14 protein-coding genes are annotated in these 17,667 nt (G+C 74.5%); 9 read left to right on the forward strand and 5 right to left on the reverse strand.

Going from position 1 to position 17,667, the window contains the following annotated elements:
* Positions 1–20: 20 nt before the first annotated feature.
* Positions 21–1,376 (reverse strand): cytochrome P450, encoded by a 1,356-nt coding sequence (locus ACWD4P_RS28040; protein WP_449781525.1) that lies wholly within the window; start codon positions 1,374–1,376, stop codon positions 21–23.
* 253 nt (positions 1,377–1,629) lie between these two features.
* On the opposite strand from ACWD4P_RS28040, the gene ACWD4P_RS28045 reads away from it, so the two are divergent.
* Positions 1,630–3,690 carry a phosphocholine-specific phospholipase C gene (locus ACWD4P_RS28045; protein WP_449781526.1) on the forward strand — a complete coding sequence of 687 codons (2,061 nt, stop codon included), beginning with the start codon at positions 1,630–1,632 and terminating at the stop codon, positions 3,688–3,690.
* A 105-nt stretch (positions 3,691–3,795) separates the two neighbouring features.
* Here ACWD4P_RS28045 and ACWD4P_RS28050 read toward each other — a convergent pair whose 3' ends face one another.
* The 3 genes from ACWD4P_RS28050 to ACWD4P_RS28060 form a co-directional block, all read right to left on the reverse strand.
* The gene (locus ACWD4P_RS28050; protein WP_449781527.1) at positions 3,796–4,992 is read right to left on the reverse strand and encodes an agmatine deiminase family protein; all 1,197 of its coding nucleotides are present in this window, start codon (positions 4,990–4,992) and stop codon (positions 3,796–3,798) included.
* Positions 4,993–5,143: 151 nt separating this feature from the next.
* Positions 5,144–6,901, reverse strand: coding sequence for a serine/threonine-protein kinase (locus ACWD4P_RS28055; protein ID WP_449781528.1), 1,758 nt, complete (start codon positions 6,899–6,901; stop codon positions 5,144–5,146).
* 126 nt (positions 6,902–7,027) lie between these two features.
* Entirely contained in the window at positions 7,028–7,669 is a 642-nt protein-coding gene (locus ACWD4P_RS28060; protein ID WP_359829325.1) for a TetR/AcrR family transcriptional regulator, read from the reverse strand.
* Positions 7,670–7,826: 157 nt separating this feature from the next.
* On the opposite strand from ACWD4P_RS28060, the gene ACWD4P_RS28065 reads away from it, so the two are divergent.
* The 7 genes from ACWD4P_RS28065 (at position 7,827) to ACWD4P_RS28095 (ending at position 15,561) form a co-directional block, all read left to right on the forward strand.
* Positions 7,827–8,873 (forward strand): agmatine deiminase family protein, encoded by a 1,047-nt coding sequence (locus ACWD4P_RS28065; protein WP_449781529.1) that lies wholly within the window; start codon positions 7,827–7,829, stop codon positions 8,871–8,873.
* 28 nt (positions 8,874–8,901) lie between these two features.
* Positions 8,902–10,551 (forward strand): ABC transporter substrate-binding protein, encoded by a 1,650-nt coding sequence (locus tag ACWD4P_RS28070; protein ID WP_449781530.1) that lies wholly within the window; start codon positions 8,902–8,904, stop codon positions 10,549–10,551.
* Positions 10,548–11,507: an ABC transporter permease gene (locus ACWD4P_RS28075; RefSeq protein ID WP_449781531.1), complete on the forward strand. Its 960-nt coding sequence runs from the start codon at positions 10,548–10,550 to the stop codon at positions 11,505–11,507. The genes ACWD4P_RS28070 and ACWD4P_RS28075 overlap by 4 nt, the downstream gene beginning before the upstream one ends.
* Positions 11,504–12,358, forward strand: coding sequence for an ABC transporter permease (locus tag ACWD4P_RS28080; protein ID WP_449781532.1), 855 nt, complete (start codon positions 11,504–11,506; stop codon positions 12,356–12,358). The genes ACWD4P_RS28075 and ACWD4P_RS28080 overlap by 4 nt, the downstream gene beginning before the upstream one ends.
* On the forward strand, positions 12,355–13,407 hold the full coding sequence (locus ACWD4P_RS28085) for an ABC transporter ATP-binding protein (protein WP_449781533.1): 1,053 nt from the start codon (positions 12,355–12,357) through the stop codon (positions 13,405–13,407). Before ACWD4P_RS28080 ends, ACWD4P_RS28085 begins: the two co-directional genes overlap by 4 nt.
* A complete protein-coding gene (locus ACWD4P_RS28090) occupies positions 13,400–14,230 on the forward strand; it encodes an ABC transporter ATP-binding protein (protein ID WP_449781534.1) in 831 nt (276 codons plus the stop codon). The genes ACWD4P_RS28085 and ACWD4P_RS28090 overlap by 8 nt, the downstream gene beginning before the upstream one ends.
* A 155-nt stretch (positions 14,231–14,385) precedes the next feature.
* Positions 14,386–15,561, forward strand: a complete 1,176-nt coding sequence (locus ACWD4P_RS28095; protein ID WP_449781535.1) for an agmatine deiminase family protein — start codon at positions 14,386–14,388, stop codon at positions 15,559–15,561.
* Between the two features lie 12 nt (positions 15,562–15,573).
* On the opposite strand, the gene ACWD4P_RS28100 is transcribed toward ACWD4P_RS28095, so the two are convergent.
* Entirely contained in the window at positions 15,574–16,269 is a 696-nt protein-coding gene (locus tag ACWD4P_RS28100; RefSeq protein WP_449781536.1) for a TetR/AcrR family transcriptional regulator, read from the reverse strand.
* A gap of 142 nt (positions 16,270–16,411) precedes the next feature.
* Between ACWD4P_RS28100 and ACWD4P_RS28105 the strand changes: the two genes are divergently transcribed.
* Complete coding sequence (locus ACWD4P_RS28105) at positions 16,412–17,620, forward strand: agmatine deiminase family protein (RefSeq protein WP_449781537.1); 1,209 nt, start codon at positions 16,412–16,414, stop codon at positions 17,618–17,620.
* The last annotated feature ends 47 nt before the right edge of the window (positions 17,621–17,667 follow it).

The raw sequence follows: 17,667 nt of genomic DNA on the forward strand, positions 1-17,667 counted from the left end.
CGCATTCCGCGCGCCGGGTCCTAAGGAGTGCGCGGGCGCGGTTCCACCCGCATCAGCAGGTTGTCGGGGTGGTTGGTGCTGGTCATGACGCCCCGTACCCGCACGCCCGGGACGGGCACCAGCCGCCAGCGGCCCGCCACGGTCGCGGCCACGGTGAGCATCTCGGTGCGGGCGAAGGACTCCCCGACGCACTGGTGGTGGCCGGCGCCGAAGGGCAGGAACGCGCCGCGCGGGACGGCGGGCCGGTCGGGCAGCCAGCGGTCGGGGTCGAACCGCCGGGGGTGGGGGAAGTGGCGCGGGTTCCGGTGCAGGACCAGGGCGCTGAAGATGAACTCGGTGCCGCGGCGGAAGCGGTAGCCGCCGAGTTCGACGTCGACGACGGCGCGGCGGATGGTGATGCCGCCGGGGTTGCGCATCCGCAGCGCCTCGTCGACGACGCGCCGCGTGTAGTCCAGCTCCGGCAGCCGGTCGCCGGTGGGCGGGACGGCGTTCCGGTCGTGCAGCTCCTGGTGGAGCCGCTCGTCGACGAGGGGGTTCCGGCCGAGTTCGTGGAAGAGCCACGCGAGCCCGCCCGCGGCGGTCTCGGTGCCGGCCACCAGCAGGGTGATGAGTTCGTCGTGGAGCTGACGTTCGGTCATCGCCTCCCCGCTGTCGGCGTCCCGGGCGTCCAGGAGCATGGAGAGCAGGTCCGGCCGCTCGCCCGCGGGGTCGGCGCGTTCGGTCCGGACGAGGTGGTCGATGACCCTGCGCAGTCGGGCGTGGGCGTCGGCGAGGCGGCGGTTGCCCGGGGTGGGGATCCGGTGCCACAGGTCGGTGGGGTCCAGCACGCGGGTGTACATGCCGCGCAGGACGACGGGCAGGGCGCGGCGGATCTCCGCGGCGGCGGCCGCGTCGAGCGCGGTGGAGAACAGCGTCGAGGTGACGATGGCGAGCGACAGTTCCAGCATCTGCCGGGTGACGTCCACGACCTGGCCGGGCCGCCAGGAGGCGGCGCGCTCGGCGGCGAACCGCGCCATGGTGTCGACGTAGTGGGTGATCCGGCGGTGGTGGAACGCCGGTTGCACCAGGCGCCGTTGGCGGAGGTGGAAGGCTCCCTGGGAGGTGGCCAGCCCGTTCCCGAGGTAGGGGCGGAGCTTGTCGAAGGAGCGGCCCTTGGCGAAGCTCGCCGCGTCGGTGACCAGCACGCGGTGGACGAGGTCCGGGCCGGTCAGCAGGTAGCTCGGTTTCGGGCCGAGGTGGGTGGCGACGATCGGGTCGTACGCGGTGAGGCCGTCGAGGAACTCCAGTGGGCGCCGCCACAGTTCGAGGGCGTGGCCGAGCAGCGGGAGCCGTCCGGGAGCGACGGGAGGAGCCGGCGGGCGGCTGGCGGTGGGCATCGTCGTTCCTCCGGTGAGGGGTGGGGAACCAGTCTGCGGCCCGGCGCGCCGTCCGGGCATCCGTGACACCGGGGCGCGCTGGTGGACTCCGGGGCGCGCGGGGCGCGAAGCTGGTCTTGTCCGTACAACTCGATGCGTTCGCCTGCCGTACGGCGGGCCGTCACGAACGGGCCGCCGGGCGGTACCCCGCACGCGCTGTCCTTGGTGGCGCCGTCCTCCACCCTCCCTCCTGACATGTAGAGGTCAACCACCCATGGCAGACCCGACCCGCCGCCGCTTCCTGCAACTCGCGGGCGCGACCCTCGCGTTCCCGGCCCTGTCGCAGAGCATCGCGCGCGCCACCTCCATCGCCCCGCAGGGGAGCACCGGTACCATCCAGGACGTCGAGCACATCGTCGTCCTGATGCAGGAGAACCGTTCCTTCGACCACTACTTCGGCTCGCTCAAGGGCGTCCGCGGCTTCGGCGACCCCCGGCCGGTGACCCTGCCGAGCGGCGCCTCGGTCTGGCACCAGACGGACGCCCTCAAGCGGGAGGTCCTGCCGTTCCGGCCGCAGGTCGACGACCTCGGGATGCAGTTCGTCCAGGACCTCAACCACGACTGGGCCGGCGGCCACCGGGCCTTCAACGGCGGCCGGTACGACCAGTGGGTGCCCGCCAAGACGGCCACCACGATGGCCTACCTGACCCGCGAGGACATCCCCTTCCACTACGCCCTCGCCGACGCGTTCACCATCTGCGACGCCTACCACTGCTCGTTCATCGGCTCCACCGACCCCAACCGCTACTACATGTGGTCGGGCTGCACCGGCAACGGCGTCACCGGCAACGGACCGGTCCTCGGCAACCAGGAGGCCGGGTACACCTGGACCACCTACCCCGAGCGGCTGGAGAAGGCCGGGATCTCCTGGAAGGTCTACCAGGACGTCGGCGACGGACTGGACGCCGCCGGGTCCTGGGGCTGGATCGGCGACGCCTACCGCGGGAACTACGGCGACAACTCGCTGCTCTACTTCGACAACTACCGCAACGCCAAGCCCGGCGACGCGCTCTACGACAAGGCCCGCACCGGCACGAACGCCAAGGCGGGCGACGGCCTCTTCGACCACCTGCGGCGTGACGTCCAGGCCGGCACCCTGCCGCAGATCTCCTGGATCGCCGCCCCCGAAGCCTTCACCGAGCACCCCAACTGGCCCGCCAACTACGGCGCCTGGTACGTCTCCCAGGTGCTGGACGCGCTGACCTCGAACCCCGCGGTGTGGGCGAGGACGGCGCTGTTCATCACCTACGACGAGAACGACGGCTTCTTCGACCACGTCGTCCCGCCGTTCCCGCCCTCCGGCGCCTCCCAGGGCCTGTCGACCGCGGCGACCGGCGCCGACCACTACGGCGGCGGCATCGGCTACGCGGCCGGTCCGTACGGGCTCGGCCAGCGGGTGCCGATGCTCGTCGTCTCGCCGTGGAGCACCGGCGGCTACACCTGCTCGGAGACCTTCGACCACACCTCGATCCTGCGCTTCATGGAGCGCCGCTTCGGCGTCCGGGAGCCCAACATCTCGCCCTGGCGGCGCGCGATCTGCGGCGACCTCACCTCCGCCTTCGACTTCACCGCGTCCGACCCGACGGCGGCGGCACTGCCCTCCACGGCCGGCTACGCCCCGCCGGACCGCAACCGGCACGCCGACTACGTGCCCACCCCGCCCGCCACCGGCACCCTGCCCCGGCAGGAGGCGGGCGCCAAGCCCACCCGCCCGCTGGCGTACGCGCCGTACGTGGACGGGGCGGCCGACACCGCCACCGGCAAGTACCGGCTCACCTTCAGCGCCGGCGCGGCGGCCGGCGCCCAGTTCCTGGTGACCTCGGCCAACCGCACCGACGGCCCGTGGACGTACACCGCGGAGGCCGGGAAGACGATCGCGGACGCCTGGAACACCACGTACTCCCAGGGCGTCACGGATCTGAGCGTGTTCGGGCCGAACGGCTTCCTGCGCCGCTTCCGCAACCCCGGGAAGACGGCCGGGCCGGAGGTCACCGCGCGCCACGACGCGGCCACCGGCAACCTCGTCCTCACCCTCACCAACGCGGGCGCCGCGGACGCGGTGCTCACCCTCGTCAACGCCTACGGGGGCACGCCGCGGACCCTCACCGTCGGCCGGGGTGCGACCGTCACGCACACCGTCGACCTGAGTGCCTGCCGCAACTGGTACGACGTGACGGTCACCTCCGGGGCGGGCGCCGACTTCGTGCGCCGGCTCGCCGGGCACGTCGAGACCGGCGCCCCCGGCCTCTCCGACCCGGGCATCCTCACCCGCTGACGGCCCCGCCGCGCCGCCGTTCCGCCGCCCCGGCTCCCGGGGTGCCCGGTGCGGCGGTGCGGCGGCACGGTCGGTGCGGTCGGTGCGGCGGGGCGCCGGCCGGGGTCAGCCGGCGGGCTGGTCGTGGGTGGAGCAGTGGATGCCGCCCCCGCCGCCGGCGATGGTGTCGATCCGGAGGGGGACGATCTCGCGGTCCGGGAACCGGTCCCGGAAGACCTCCTGGGCGTGGCGGTCGGCCCTGGCGTCGCCGAACTCCGGCAGGTAGACGCCCTTGTCGCCGATGTAGAAGTTCATGTAGGTGGAGACGAAGGCGTCGCCGCGGCCGGTGATCCGGTCAGGGTCGGGCTGGCCGACCTCGATCACCGTCAGCTTGCGGCCGGCGGCGTCGGTGGCCTCGGCGAGGACGGCGCGGGCCTGGTCCGCGGCGCGGGACCAGACGTCCGGCGGGGTGCCGGGGAAGGCCCGGTCGAGCAGGACGACTCCGGGGGCGACGGACCGGGCGAGGCAGTCGACGTGGGCGTCGGTGATGTCCTTGCCCCGGACGCCCGCCAGCCAGATCACCTTGGTGAGGCCCAGGGCCCGCTTGAGCTCCGCCTCGATCTCGTCGCGGGTGCGGCCCGGGTTGCGGTTGTCGTTGACCACGGAGCTCTCGGTGACCAGCAGGGTGCCCTGGCCGTCGGTCTCGAAGGAGCCGCCCTCGGCGGTGACCGGGGTCGCGATCCGCTCGATCCCGTACTTCTCCAGGACCGTACGGGCGATCCGGGCGTCGTTGGTGTGCTCCTGCTTGCCGCCCCAGCCGCTGAAGTTGAAGTCGACGCCCTGGACCTTGCCGTTCTCCTCCACGAAGACCGGCACGGTGTCGCGGGCCCACAGGTCGTCCACCGGGACGGAGAGCAGCTCGACGTCCGAGCCGCAGGCGTTGCGGGCGGAGGCCTCCTGGCCGGGGCGGACGAGCATGACCACGGGTTCGCGCCCGCCGATGGCCCGGGCCACCGAGGCGATGTCCGTACGGACGGCTCCGAGCTGCTCGCCCCAGACGTTCTCGGAGGCGGGCCAGGCCATGAAGGTCCGCGCGTGCTTCTCCCACTCGCCGCCGAGGCGGCGGCCGCGGGCGGGGGCCGGTGTGGGGGAGGGCGCCGCCGGCGACGGCGGCTCGGGAGTGCCGCTGCCCGGGGCGGTCGGCGCGGTGGAGTCGGCCGGGCCGTCCTCGGAGGCGGCGCAGGCGGTCGCGCCGAGGGCGATCGCACCGGCGCCGACGAGGGAGCGCAGGACCGTGCGGCGGGCGAGGGAGGGCTTGGACACGCGGGACTCCGGTGGGGCTGGGGGTGGTTCTGGCCCGGCACCGCCGGGACCTGCACTCTTACACTGACTGAAAAATCAGTCAAGCTCGCTGAGGGGAGCCGCCCAGGGGCGCCGGAGCGCCGCCGCGGCTGCGCCCCCGCCGTTGCGGCGCTCAGTCGTTGCGGCGGTACTGGTCCAGGGAGACCCTGACCGGCCCGTCCGTGCCCGGGGCCGACAGCACCCGGACGACGGCCAGGTCCAGGCCGTCCGCGGACCGGACGCAGAACGAGCCGCGCGGTCCGAGGGCACCGAACGGCACCCGCCCGGCGGGGTTGGCGCCGAGCCCCTTCAGGCAGTCGGCGCCGCCCGGGCCGGCGTCCCGGCGGACGAAGGTGTCGGCGCCCTCCGGGACGAGGAACTCGCCGTCGCCGCGGCCGACGTACCACGTCGCGCTGTCGGCCGGGACGACCGTGCCGGTGGCGAGGTCGAACTCGTGGCCCGGGTCCGCCGAGGTCAGCTCGACCCCGCGGTAGACGGCGGCGTAGCCGGTGGGTGGAGGCGCGGAGGCGCTCGGCGCGGACGTGCTCGGCGCGGCCGGGATCGACCGGGCCGGGGAGGGGGAACCGGGACGCGCCGAGGGGGCTGCCGGCGGCGTCGTGCCCGGTGCGGCGGAGCCGGTGACCGGGGCCTCGACGGCCGCGGCCTCCACCCGGTCCGGGTCGTCGAGCAGGAACACCGCCGCCGCGGCGCCGACGGTCAGGGCGACGGCGGCGGTCAGCGCCGTCCGCCCGAGGGCGCGCCCGCGGACCTCCTTGCGCCGGGCGCCGGGGCGCGGCGCGGGTGCGTCCGTGGGCCCCGGGCCCGGCCCGGAACCGGAGGGGGACCCGGTGACGGACGCGAGGACGGTGGGCGTCGGGGCCACCGCCGGGGCGAGCGCGGTCGGCGCCGTGTGCCGGTCGGAGTGGGCGGCGGCCCCGGCGGCCCCGGCGGCCCCGGCGGGCACCCGCGGCAGGTCGGCGTGCCGGGTGATCTGGCTGGTCAGCGGGTGCGGCAGCCAGTCGTCGCCGAACCTGAGCTGCCCGCCCACCGCCGGGTGGCTCCGGGCGGCCGCGATCACCTCGGCGGTGGTCGGGCGGTCCTCGGGCCGCTTGGCGAGGCAGTGCAGCAGCAGCGCGCGCAGGCCGTCCGGGACGGGTCCGAGGTCCGGCTCCTCGTGGACGGTCCGGTAGAGCGTCGCCGGGTCCGGCCCGTCGCCGAAGGGCGGTGCGCCGCCGGCCACGTGGACGGCGAGGGCGCCCAGGGCGTACACGTCGGTGGCGGGGGTCGCGGCCCGGCCCATCGCCTGCTCGGGCGCCATGTACGCGGGCGAGCCGATCCGCAGCCCGGTGCCGGTCAGCGCGGCGGCGTCGGCGGCGCGGGCGATGCCGAAGTCGATCACCCGGGGGCCGTCGGGGGCGATCAGCACGTTGCCGGGCTTGAGGTCCCGGTGGACCACGCCGCTGGCGTGGACGGCCTGGAGGGCCTCGGCGATCCCGGCCACCAGCAGCAGGACGGTCCGTTCCGGGAGCGGTCCGAAGCGCTGCACCACCTGCTGGAGCGAGGGGCCCGGCACGTAGGTGGTGGCCAGCCACGGGGTGGCGGCGTCCACCCCCGCGTCGACCACCTGCGCGGTGAACAGCCCGTGGATGCGTCTGGCGCTGGCCACCTCCTGGGCGAAGCGGGCCCGGAACTCCGGGTCCTCGGCCAGTTCGGGCCGCACCACCTTGAGTGCCACCGGGCGCCCGCCGGGGGTGTAGGAGAGGTAGACCCGGCCCATGCCGCCGGCGCCGAGCCGGGCGGCCAGCAGGTGGCCGCCGACCTCGCGCGGGTCGTCCGGGGCCAGTTCCTGGAAGACCGGCTGGAGGGCGAAGGGGGATCGGTCAGCGGACATGCGGACTGCCTCTCTCGGCGGTCGGGGGCGGGACGCGCGGGGCCGGACACCCCGGAAGGGCGTGGGGCCGGACACCCCCGGGAACCGGCGCGCGGCGGGCGTGGCTCGGAGAGTTTAGAGGTTTTGTCAGGATCGGCCGAATCCGGCCCCGACGGGTCCGCCCGACGTGCCGCCCGGTGCCCCGCAGGGCGTGCCCTGGGTGTGCCCGAGCTCCGCCTCGATCGCCCCGCGCAGCAGGCCGCGGGCGTGCTCGACCGGCAGGGAGCCGCTGAGCCAGCGCACGCTCAGCCCTTCGACGAGTGCGGTCAGCCGCTCGGCGGCCGCCGCGTGGGCGGGGGCGGTGCCGCCCGGGTCGGCCCGGGCGAGCAGCTCGGCGATGTCGTGCACCCAGGTGTGGGTGGTCCGCGCCAGGTCCGTGCGCAGGTCCGGGTCGAAGACTGCGGTGGCCCTCAACTCGCCCCAGGCGGTGCTGTTCTCCCGCACCTCGACGGTGTCCTGGAGCTCCAGGAGCAGTACCTGTTCGAGGTCGGCGAGGGGGTCCCCGCTCAGGGGCGCCGGGTCCTCGTCGGCGGTGTAGCGGTCGGCGCGGTCGCTGATGAACTCCAGGGTCTGGCGCAGCAGGCCGGCCCGGTCGGTGAAGTGGTAGTAGATCAGCGAGGCGGACACCCCGGCCTCGCCCGCCAGCTCGTTCACCCGCAGCCCGCGTACGCCGCGCCGGGCGATCACCCGGGTCGCGGCCTTGAGTATTTCCGTCCGACGGTCCGACATGGTGGCCCACTCTACCGGCCCACCCGGCTGGTCAGTCCACTTCCTGATGATCGTTTCAGGGATCAGCGGAGGCCTTGAAGGAAAAGCTTGACTGAATTTTCAGTACGGTGCAGGATGCGGGGCACCCCCCCCACCCCCGATGCAGAAGAGGCTTCCCGTGACGTACCGCATGCCCGCGGAGTGGACCGAGCACGACGGCTGCCTGATGGCCTGGCCCGTCCGTCCGGACCTCTGGGGCGACACCCTCGCCGAGGTGAAGCACGAGTACGCGGCGGTCGCCCAGGCCGTCGCGGAGTTCGAGCCGGTCACCATGGTGGCGCCGCCCGGCCACGGCGACGAGGCGCGCGCCCACTGCGGCGCGGGCGTCACCGTCGTCGAACTCCCCATCGACGACTCCTGGTTCCGCGACTCCGCGCCGATCTTCGTCCTCGACGCGGACGGCCGCCGGGCCGGCGTGGACTTCCGTTTCAACGCCTGGGGCCGCAAGCACAGCCCCTGGGACGCCGACGACCGGATCAGCGGCCTGCTGCTGGACCACCTCGGCACCCCGGCGATCCGCTCCGAGATGATCCTCGAAGGCGGCGCTATCACCGTCGACGGCGAGGGCACGCTGATCACCACCGAGCAGTGCCTGCTCCACCCCAACCGCAACCCCGGGATGACCCGGGAGGAGATCGAGGCCGAGCTGAAGGCCAGGCTCGGCGTCACCAAGGTGATCTGGCTGCCGTACGGCGGGGCGCTGGACACCGAGACCGACGGCCACGTGGACGGCGTCTGCGCCTTCGTCGCCCCCGGCCGGGTCGTGGTGCAGCTCCCGGCCGACCCGGAGCACCCGGACCACGCGCGGATGCGGGCCAACCGCGCCGTGCTGGAGCACTCCACGGACGCCCAGGGCCGGCCCTTCGAGATCGTCGACCTCCCGCAGGCCGCCTTCGTCGAGGTCGACGGCGGGGAGGTCGAGGTCGGCTACCTCAACTTCTACCTGGCCAACGGCGGGATGGTGGTGCCGGTCGCCGACCACCCCGAGGACGCCGGGGCGCTGGCGGTGCTCGCCGCCGCCTGCCCGGACCGCAAGGTCGTCGGCGTGCGCGCCCGGGTGATCGCCCACGGCGGCGGCGGCGTCCACTGCATCACCCAGCAGATCCCGGCCGCCACCCCGCCCGCCGCCGCGAACCCGGCCACCCCGCCCGCCGCCCGCGCCTGACGCTCGCCAGCGAACGGAGAACACCCTCATGACTCCCACCGCGCCCGCGAGACGCACCCCCGCCCGACGGCGTCTCGTCCTCACCGCCGCCCTGCTCTCGGCCGCGGCCCTGGTCGCCTCCTGCTCCGGCCCGCCCCGCGGCGACGCCGACCGGCCGCCCGTGCAGCTCTCGGCCGGCACCCCGCCGGCCCGGGGCGAGCTCGACTCCTTCACCTGGGCGAGCTACGCCGAGCCGCCCACCCTCGACTACGTCCAGGCCTTCGACTACCCGCAGAACACCGTGCTGGCCAACGTCTGCGAGAGCCTGATGCGCTGGACGCCTCAGCTCACCCTGGCCCCCGGCCTGGCCGAGAAGGCCTCCAACCCCGACCCGACCACCTGGGTCTACGACCTGCGCCCCGGCGTGCACTTCCACGACGGCACGGTGATGACCGCCGACGACGTCGTGTACAGCCTCGGCCGCCAGACGAACCCGGACAACGCCTCCGCCTGGGCCCAGGTGTTCCAGAACGTCGACTCCGTCACCGGGACGGGCCCGCTCCAGGTCACCGTCAAGCTCAAGCAGCCCGACTCCCAGTTCCCGCAGTACATGGCGACGGCCGCCGGGGTGGTCGCCGCCAAGGCCGGGGTGGAGGCCGCCGGCAAGGACTACGGCACCAGCGGCGGCCTCGACTGCACCGGCCCCTTCGAACTGGGCGCCTGGGCCAAGGGCCAGTCGATCGAGCTCCGGCGCTTCGACGGCTACTGGGGCACCAGGGCCAAGTCCGGGAAGGTCGTCCTCACCTTCCTCACCGACCCGTCCGCCCGCACCAACGCGATGCTCACCGGGGACGTCGACGGCGGCTACCTGATCCCGACCGAGAGTTACGACCGGCTGAGGAGGAGCGGCGCGGGCACCCTGTACTTCGGCGAGGGCCTGAGCACCGTCAACCTCAACGTCACCAGCATGCGGGGCGCACTCGGGGACGTCCGGGTCCGCCAGGCGCTGTCCCTGGCGCTGGACCGCTCCGGCTTCGTCAGGACCGGCCTCGCCGGCGCGGGCACCGTCACCGGCTCCCTCACCACCCGGGCCGCCTGGGCCGGCGCCCCCGCCGACGTCCGGACGGCCGCCTTCGAACACCTCACCCCGACCGTCCAGGACATCGACCGGGCCAAGGCCCTGGTCAAGGAGGCCGGCGCGGAGGGCCGCACCCTCACCGTCGCCACCAGCACCATCGGCCAGGACGTCTCCCTGCTCGCCACCGCCGTCCAGGCCGCCGGGGCGAGGATCGGCCTCGACGTCCGGCTGAGGACGATCGCCCCGAACGCCTTCACCGCGCTGTTCACCGACCCCAAGGCGCGCGAGGGCCTGGACCTGTTCCCCGAGACCTACTACGACTCGGTCACCGACCCGCTCGACCTGCTCGCCAACTTCCGTACCGGCGCCTACCAGAACTACGCCGGCTACAGCGACAAGGCCTACGACGACCTCGTCGACGAGGCCTCCGCCGCGTACGACCCGGCCGTGCGCGGCGCGATCGAGGCCAAGCTCCAGCAGGCCGCCTCCGAGCGGCTGCTGTGGATCCCGGTCGCCGAGTGGCCGACCGCCGTCTTCCTCAACAAGCGCGTCACCGGAGCCCCCACCACCATCTCGTACCTCTACTACCCGTGGGCCGCCGACGTGGGGGCCGCCCGGTGAACTTCCTGAGATTCGCCGCCCGGCGACTGGCGGAGATGGCCGCGACCCTGCTCGGCGCCTCCTTCGTGGTCTTCGGCGCGATGTACCTGGCGCCGGGCGATCCGGCGAGCTTCCTCCTGTCGGGCCGGTCCGCCTCACCGGCCGCCCTGCAGGCGATCAACGCGCAGTACCACCTCGACGACCCGTTCCTGGTCCGCTACCTCCGCTGGCTCGGCCAGGTGCTGCAGGGCGACTTCGGGCGCTCGCTGACCTACCGCACGGACGTCTCCCGGCTCCTCGCCGACCGGCTGCCCGCCACCCTGACGCTCGTCGCCATGGCCCTGGTCGTGGTCGTCGTCATCGGGCTGGCGCTCGGCTGGATCGGCGCCGTGCGCGGCGGTGCGACCGACTCCGCGATCCTGCTCTCCACCACCCTCGCCGTCGGCACCCCCTCCTTCGTCGCGGCCGTGCTGCTCCAGGGCCTGTTCGCGGTCCGGCTGGGCTGGTTCCCGACCAGCGGCACCGGGGACGGCCCCCTCGACCTGCTGTGGCACCTCACCCTGCCGGCGATCGCCCTCGCGCTGTACCTGATCGGCATGCTCGCCCGGGTCACCCGCTCGGCGATGCTGGACGCGCTGGAGGGCGAGCACGTCACGGTGGCCCGCAGCCGCGGCGTTCCCGAGCGCGAGGTGATCCGCCGCCACGTGTTCCGCAACTCGCTGGGCACCGTGCTGACCACCGGCGGCCTGATCGTCTCCACGCTGCTGGTCTGCACGGTCCTGGTGGAGTCGGCCTTCAGCGTCGGCGGCATCGGCCAGCTCCTCGAACTGTCCACCACCACCAAGGACTTCCCGACCGTCCAGGCCATCTCGCTGCTCGTCGTCGCCCTGTTCATGGCCGTCAACCTGGTCGTCGACCTGCTCCACCCCGTGGTCGATCCCCGGGTCGCCCTCGGGACCGGGAGGGCCGACGCATGAGCACCGCCCTCGCCCGCCGGCCCGGCCTCGGCCGGATCAAGGCCACCCGCGCCCCGCTCCACGCGGCCTGCCTGGGCGTCACCGCCCTGGTGGTGCTCGCCGCGCTGCTCGCCCCCTGGCTCGCCCCGGCCGACCCGAACGCTGTCGACCTCGGCAACGCCCTGGCCGGCCCCTCGCCCGACCACCTGCTCGGCGTCGACGCCGCGGGCCGCGACACCCTCTCCCGGCTCCTGCTCGGAGCCCGCACCTCGCTGCTCGGCCCGCTCGGCGTGGTCGCCTTCTCCACCGTCGCGGGCGTCGCCGTCGGCCTGGTCGCGGGCTGGCGCGGCGGCCGGATCGACTCGATCCTGTCCCGCGCCACCGAACTCGTCTTCGCCTTCCCCGGCATGCTGCTCGCCATCCTGATCGTCTCGGTGTACGGGGAGGGCCTGCTCGCCCCCGTCGTCGCCCTGGCCGTCGCCTACCTGCCGTACGTCTCCCGGCTCACCCGCTCGCTGGTGCTCGCCGAACGCGCCCGGCCCTACGTCTCCGCCCACCGGGTCCAGGGCTTCTCCACCGCGCAGATCTGCCTGCGGCACGTCCTGCCCAACATCGCCCCGATCGTCCTCGCCCAGTCCACCATCAACTTCGGCTACGCCCTGATGGACCTCGCCGGCCTCTCCTTCCTCGGCCTGGGCGTGCCCGCGCTCACCCCCGACTGGGGCCGGATGGTCTTCGACGGCCAGACCGCGATCCAGTACGGCTATCCGCTCGCCGCGATCCTGCCGTGCGTCCTCATCGTGCTCACCGTCGTCGCCTTCAACGTCGTCGGCGAGCGCTGGGCCGACCGCGTCGCCCGGAGGACCCCATGAAGTGGAAGGACCCCGTGACCCGGGAGGCACCGATGACCCGGGAGGCACCGACGAAGCCGGAGGACCCCGTGGACCGCGGCGGCCACGAACCCGAGCGGCCCGTGAACGCCCTCGACGTCCGGGGCCTGCGCCTGCGCCTGCCCGGCACCGCCCGACCCGTCCTGGACGGGGTCGACCTCACCGTGGGCCGGGGCGAGACCGTCGCCCTGGTCGGCGAGTCCGGCTCCGGCAAGAGCCTCACCTCCCGCAGCGCCCTCGGCCTGCTGCCGCCCGGCGCCACCGTGGAGGGCGGCGTCCTCGTCGACGGCGAGGACGTCCTGGCCATGGGCCCCGACCGGCTGCGCGCCCTGCGCACCGGCCGGGCCGCCATGATCTTCCAGGACCCCCGGGCGGCCATCAACCCGCTGCGCCGGGTCGGCGACTTCCTCACCGAGAGCGTCCGACTCACCGGCGCGATGGGCCGGGAGGACGCCGACCGGCGGGCCGCCGAACTGCTGGACGCCGTCGGCCTCGGCCCGGAACTGCTGCGCCGCCACCCCGGGCAGCTGTCCGGCGGCATGCTCCAACGCGTCATGATCGCCGCCGCGTTGATGGGGGACCCGGTCCTGCTGCTCGCCGACGAGCCCACCACCGCGCTCGACGTCACCAGCCAGGCCGAGGTCATCGCGCTCCTCGCCCGGCTGCGCGAACGCTTCGGCACCGGCCTGCTGTTCGTCACCCACGACCTGGGCCTCGCCGCCGCCATCAGCGACCGCGTCCACGTCATGTACGCCGGGCGGATCGTTGAGTCGGGCCCCGCCGCCGACCTCTTCGACCGGCCCCGACACCCCTACACCGCCGCGCTGCTGGCCTCCACCCCCGGGCTGGAGTCCGACGGCCGCCGGCTCGCCGCGATCGACGGCCAACCACCGGACCTGCGCGAGGAGCCGACCGGCTGCGCCTTCGCCGCGCGGTGCCGGTACGCGACCGACCGGTGCCGCGAGGAGACCCCGCAGGCGCACCCGGTCGCCTGCCACCACCCGCTCGAAGGGAGCCGCGCCGATGCCTGAGGCCGTACTGGAGGTCACCGGACTGTGCCGGACCTTCGGCACCGTACGGGCGGTGGACGAGGTCTCCTTCGCCCTCGCCGCCGGCGGGTCGCTCGGCATCGTGGGCGAGTCGGGGTCCGGCAAGACCACCACCGCCCGGATCGTCGTCGGCCTCGAACCGGCCGACGAGGGGCGGGTCACCGTCCGGGGCCGGCCCCGCGGCGGCCGGGTGCGGGGGCGGGCGGAGCGGCTGGCCCGCGCCCGCGAGGTCCAGATGGTCTTCCAGGACCCGTACCTCTCCCTGGACCCGCGCACCAGCGTCGGGGCCGCGCTCCGCGAGACCCTGCGGCTGCACTTCCCCGGCACCGACCACCCGGCCCGGATCCGGGAACTCCTCGACCAGGTCGGCCTCGGCACCAGGGCGGCCGAGGCGCTGCCCCGGGAGCTCTCCGGGGGCCAGCGCCAACGCGTCGCCATCGCCCGGGCGCTGGCCGTCCAGCCGGCCGTCCTGGTGCTGGACGAGGCGGTCGCCGCGCTGGACGTGTCCGTGCAGGCGCAGGTCCTGAACCTGCTCGCCGACATCCGCGAACGGACCGGCATCGGCTACCTGTTCATCACCCACGACCTCGGCGTCGTCCGCTGCGTGACCGACGAGGTCGTCGTCATGCGCCACGGACGGATCGTCGAGTCCGGCCCCACCGCCCGCGTCCTGGACTCCCCGCGGCACGCCTACACCCGGCTGCTGCTGGAGTCCGTCCCGAGGCCCGGCTGGGACCCCGACCGGATCGCCGCCGCGCGCCGCGCGCTGCGGGACGACTCCGACCCGGCGGAGGGCGGGACCTGACGGGCCGGGGCGGCCGGGCGGCGCGGGCAGCCCCCGGGGCCGCCGGCGCACCGTGAGCGAATTCCCTCGAACGGCGGGTGCGTGCCGCACCGGATTCCGATGTTCGGCTCAGTAGCCTGCGGAGCCGAACCCGACACCAAGCGGATCGAGGCCCCATGGCTCACCCCCGGCCGTCCCGCCGTTCGCTGCTGCAGTCCGGGGCCGCACTGGCCGCCCTGGCCCTGACGGGCGGCTGTTCCTCCGACGGGGGAGGGGAGGAGCAGCCCGGGTCCGGCGGTACGGCCCAGGGGGCGGCCGGGTCCGGCAGCCCGGCGGCGGGCGGGTGGGCCATGCCGGCCGAGTCCGAGCCGCACACCCGCACCTTCATGGCCTGGCCGGCGCTCGACCAGGTCTGGGGCGACGAACTGCCCGGTGTCCGGCAGGACATCGCGGGGCTGGCGCAGGCGATCGCCGCCTTCGAACCGGTCGTCCTGCTGGCCCGCCCCGACCAGGCCGCCCAGGCCCGCCAGGCCTGCGGCTCCTCGGTCGAGGTGCTCGAACTGAAGGTCGACGACCTGTGGGTCCGGGACACCGGCCCGACCTTCGTCACCGGCCCGAAGGGGCTCGCCGGGGTCGACTTCAACTTCAACGGCTGGGGCGACAAGCAGACCCACGCCAACGACAGCCTGGTCGCCCGCTACCTCCTCGACCACTACCGCATCACCCGCGTCCAGGCGCCGATCACCGGCGAGGGCGGCGGCATCGAGGTGGACGGCGAGGGCACGCTGATGGCCACCGAGAGCTCCTGGGTCAACGGCAACCGCAACCCGGGCAGAACCCGGGACGGGATCGAGGCGAGCCTGAAGGAACTGCTCGGCGTCGAGAAGGTGATCTGGTTCCAGGGGGTCGCCGGGCAGGACATCACCGACTGCCACGTCGACGCCCTCGCCCGCTTCGCCGAGCCCGGCACCGTCGTCCTGCACCGGCCCGCCGCCGATGCCCCGGCGGACGTCTGGACCACCGCCGCCGCCCAGGCGCTGCAGGTGATCCAGACGGAGACCGACGCCAAGGGCCGCACCCTCAAGGTGGTCGACCTCCCCGAGCCGGACCTCGGCCTGATCCCGGGCGCGGGCAAGGACTTCCTGGCCACGTACGTCAACTACTACGTCTGCAACGGCGGCGTGATCGTCCCGCGCTTCGGGGACCAGAACGCCGACCAGCGGGCGGCCGGCATCATCGGCGAGCTCCACCCGGGCCGCAAGGTCACCCAGGTGGACATCAACCACGTCGCCGCGGGCGGCGGCGGCATCCACTGCGCCACCCAGCAGCAGCCGGTCGCGCCCGGGGCCTGAGCCTCCTGACCGTCAGGCCCGGGGCGGCCGGGCGGCCAGCGAGTCCAGCAGCGTCCGCAGCACCCGTTCGGCGTCCACCGTCCCGTCGAGCGACCCGATGGCGGCGAGCCCGTCCACGGCGGCGGCGAAGGCCTCCCCGAGCGGGACCGGGTCGACGCCGCCGGGTCCGCCCGGCAGGCCGTCTCCCTCCGGCAGGCCGCGTTCCTCCACCAGGCCGCGTTCCTCCACCAGGCACCGGAACAGCCGCACGAAGGCGGCCCGCCAGCGGGCGTACTCGGCCTCCAGGCTGGTGCGGACGCGTTCGTCGTTGAGGGCGAGCCAGTGCAGGGCCGCGTGCAGCCGGGCCAGGTCGGGGCTCTCCGGCCGGGTGAGCAGGGCCAGTACCCGTTCGGCGCGCTCGGCGTAGCCGCCGGGGCCGGCGACGGCCTCCTCCAGCGGGGTGATCCACTCGGGCCGGATGTCGGCCACGACGGCGACGATCAGCTCGGTGCGGTCCGCGAAGTGGTAGTGGCACATCCCGTGCGAGACCCCGCACAGCGCGGCCACGTTGCGGGTGGTGAACCGTCCGGCGCCGTCGCCCGCGAGCAGGGTGCGGGCGGCGGCGATCAGCCGGGCCCGGGTCTGCTCGCCCTTGGCGGCGCGGGCCCGGCCGGGGCCGCCCGTCCCGGAGCCGGTTCCCGCCGCTGTGCCCGTCGCCCGTGTCGCCATGGCCGTCACTGTAACGAGCGCGGGGGCCGGGCTGCGGCGGATCGGGGAGGACGCCTGCGCAAAGTATTGACCGAGCGCTTGGTCAGTTTTACCTTTTCGGTCAACTGCTGGACCAGCAGCGGACTTTGACATGGAGGCAGTGATGGAAGACCTCTCCGGATCCGAGGCGACGACCGTGGCCCGGCTCGGCCGCCGCCGGTTCCTGACGGCCGCCGGGGCCGTCGCCGCCGGCACGGCGCTGACCGCCGCCACCGGCGGGCGGGCCATGGCCGCGCCGCCCCGCGCCACCGACAAGGGCGCGACCGACACGGCCACCGCCGTCGCGGGCGCCGGTCTCGCCGCGGGTTTCCGGGTGCCGCCGGACACCGTCCGGCACACCCGCACCTGGATGGCCTGGCCGGACAGCAGCACCATCTGGCGGGGCAGGCTCGGCGGCGTCCAGTCGAACATCGCCCTGATCGCCAGGACCATCGCGACGTACGAGCCGGTCGTCCTGTGCGCCAACCCGTCGAGCGTCGCCAAGGCGCGGTCGATGTGCGGCTCGGCCGTCACCGTGATCGGGGACGTCCCGGTCGACGACTGCTGGATGCGCGACACCGGCCCGGTGTTCCGCACCGACGGCGCGGGCGGCCTCGACACGATCGGCCTCAACTTCAACGGCTGGGGCAACCACCAGAACCCGCACGGCAACGACGCCCTGGTCGCCCGGCGGGTCGCCGCCTACCTCGGCCTGCCGTTCACCGCCGCCGGACTCGTCGCCGAGGGCGGCGGCATCGAGACCGACGGCGCGGGGACGCTGATGGCCACCCGCAGCAGCATCCTCAACGCCAACCGCAACCCGGGCGTGTCCCAGGCCGCGGCCGAGAGCGCGATGTGCGCCGCCTACGGCGCCACCAAGGTGATCTGGTTCGCCGGTGTCGCCGGCCAGGACATCACCGACGACCACGTGGACGCCACCTCCCGCTTCCTCGGGACGGGTGCGGCCGCGGTCCAGATGCCGCTGGCGAGCGACACCGACGCCTGGTCGAACGACGCGCGGCAGCAGTACCGGATCCTGACCACCTCCACCGGCGCCCAGGGGACCCCGTTCACGGTCAGCCGGATCCAGGGGCCCGACTACAACCTCATCCGTTCGACCGACCCCGCCTTCGTCGGCTCCTACGCCAACTACTACCTGTGCAACGGCGCGGTGATCGCGGCGCAGTTCGGCGACACCAAGGCCGACGCCGCCGCCAGGACGGCCCTCGCCCGGCTGTTCCCCGGCCGCACCGTCGAGCAGCTCGACATCGACAACCTGGGCGCGGGCGGCGGCGGGATCCACTGCGTCACCCAGCAGCAGCCCGCCGTCTGACGAGCCCGCCCTCTGACGAGCCCGCCGTCCGGCTCGACGGACCCGCC

The sequence above is a fragment of the Kitasatospora sp. NPDC002543 genome, assembly GCF_053594915.1.

What these genes read in the sequence shown, in the direction of transcription:
- ACWD4P_RS28045 (WP_449781526.1), top strand. Translation starts at nt 1,630, where the DNA reads ATGGCAGACCCGACCCGCCGCCGCTTCCTGCAACTCGCGGGCGCGACC.
- ACWD4P_RS28080 (WP_449781532.1), top strand. Translation starts at nt 11,504, where the DNA reads ATGAGCACCGCCCTCGCCCGCCGGCCCGGCCTCGGCCGGATCAAGGCC.
- ACWD4P_RS28100 (WP_449781536.1), bottom strand. Translation starts at nt 16,269, where the DNA reads ATGGCGACACGGGCGACGGGCACAGCGGCGGGAACCGGCTCCGGGACG.
- ACWD4P_RS28040 (WP_449781525.1), bottom strand. Translation starts at nt 1,376, where the DNA reads ATGCCCACCGCCAGCCGCCCGCCGGCTCCTCCCGTCGCTCCCGGACGG.
- ACWD4P_RS28055 (WP_449781528.1), bottom strand. Translation starts at nt 6,901, where the DNA reads ATGTCCGCTGACCGATCCCCCTTCGCCCTCCAGCCGGTCTTCCAGGAA.
- ACWD4P_RS28060 (WP_359829325.1), bottom strand. Translation starts at nt 7,669, where the DNA reads ATGTCGGACCGTCGGACGGAAATACTCAAGGCCGCGACCCGGGTGATC.
- ACWD4P_RS28070 (WP_449781530.1), top strand. Translation starts at nt 8,902, where the DNA reads ATGACTCCCACCGCGCCCGCGAGACGCACCCCCGCCCGACGGCGTCTC.
- ACWD4P_RS28090 (WP_449781534.1), top strand. Translation starts at nt 13,400, where the DNA reads ATGCCTGAGGCCGTACTGGAGGTCACCGGACTGTGCCGGACCTTCGGC.
- ACWD4P_RS28095 (WP_449781535.1), top strand. Translation starts at nt 14,386, where the DNA reads ATGGCTCACCCCCGGCCGTCCCGCCGTTCGCTGCTGCAGTCCGGGGCC.
- ACWD4P_RS28085 (WP_449781533.1), top strand. Translation starts at nt 12,355, where the DNA reads ATGAAGTGGAAGGACCCCGTGACCCGGGAGGCACCGATGACCCGGGAG.
- ACWD4P_RS28105 (WP_449781537.1), top strand. Translation starts at nt 16,412, where the DNA reads ATGGAAGACCTCTCCGGATCCGAGGCGACGACCGTGGCCCGGCTCGGC.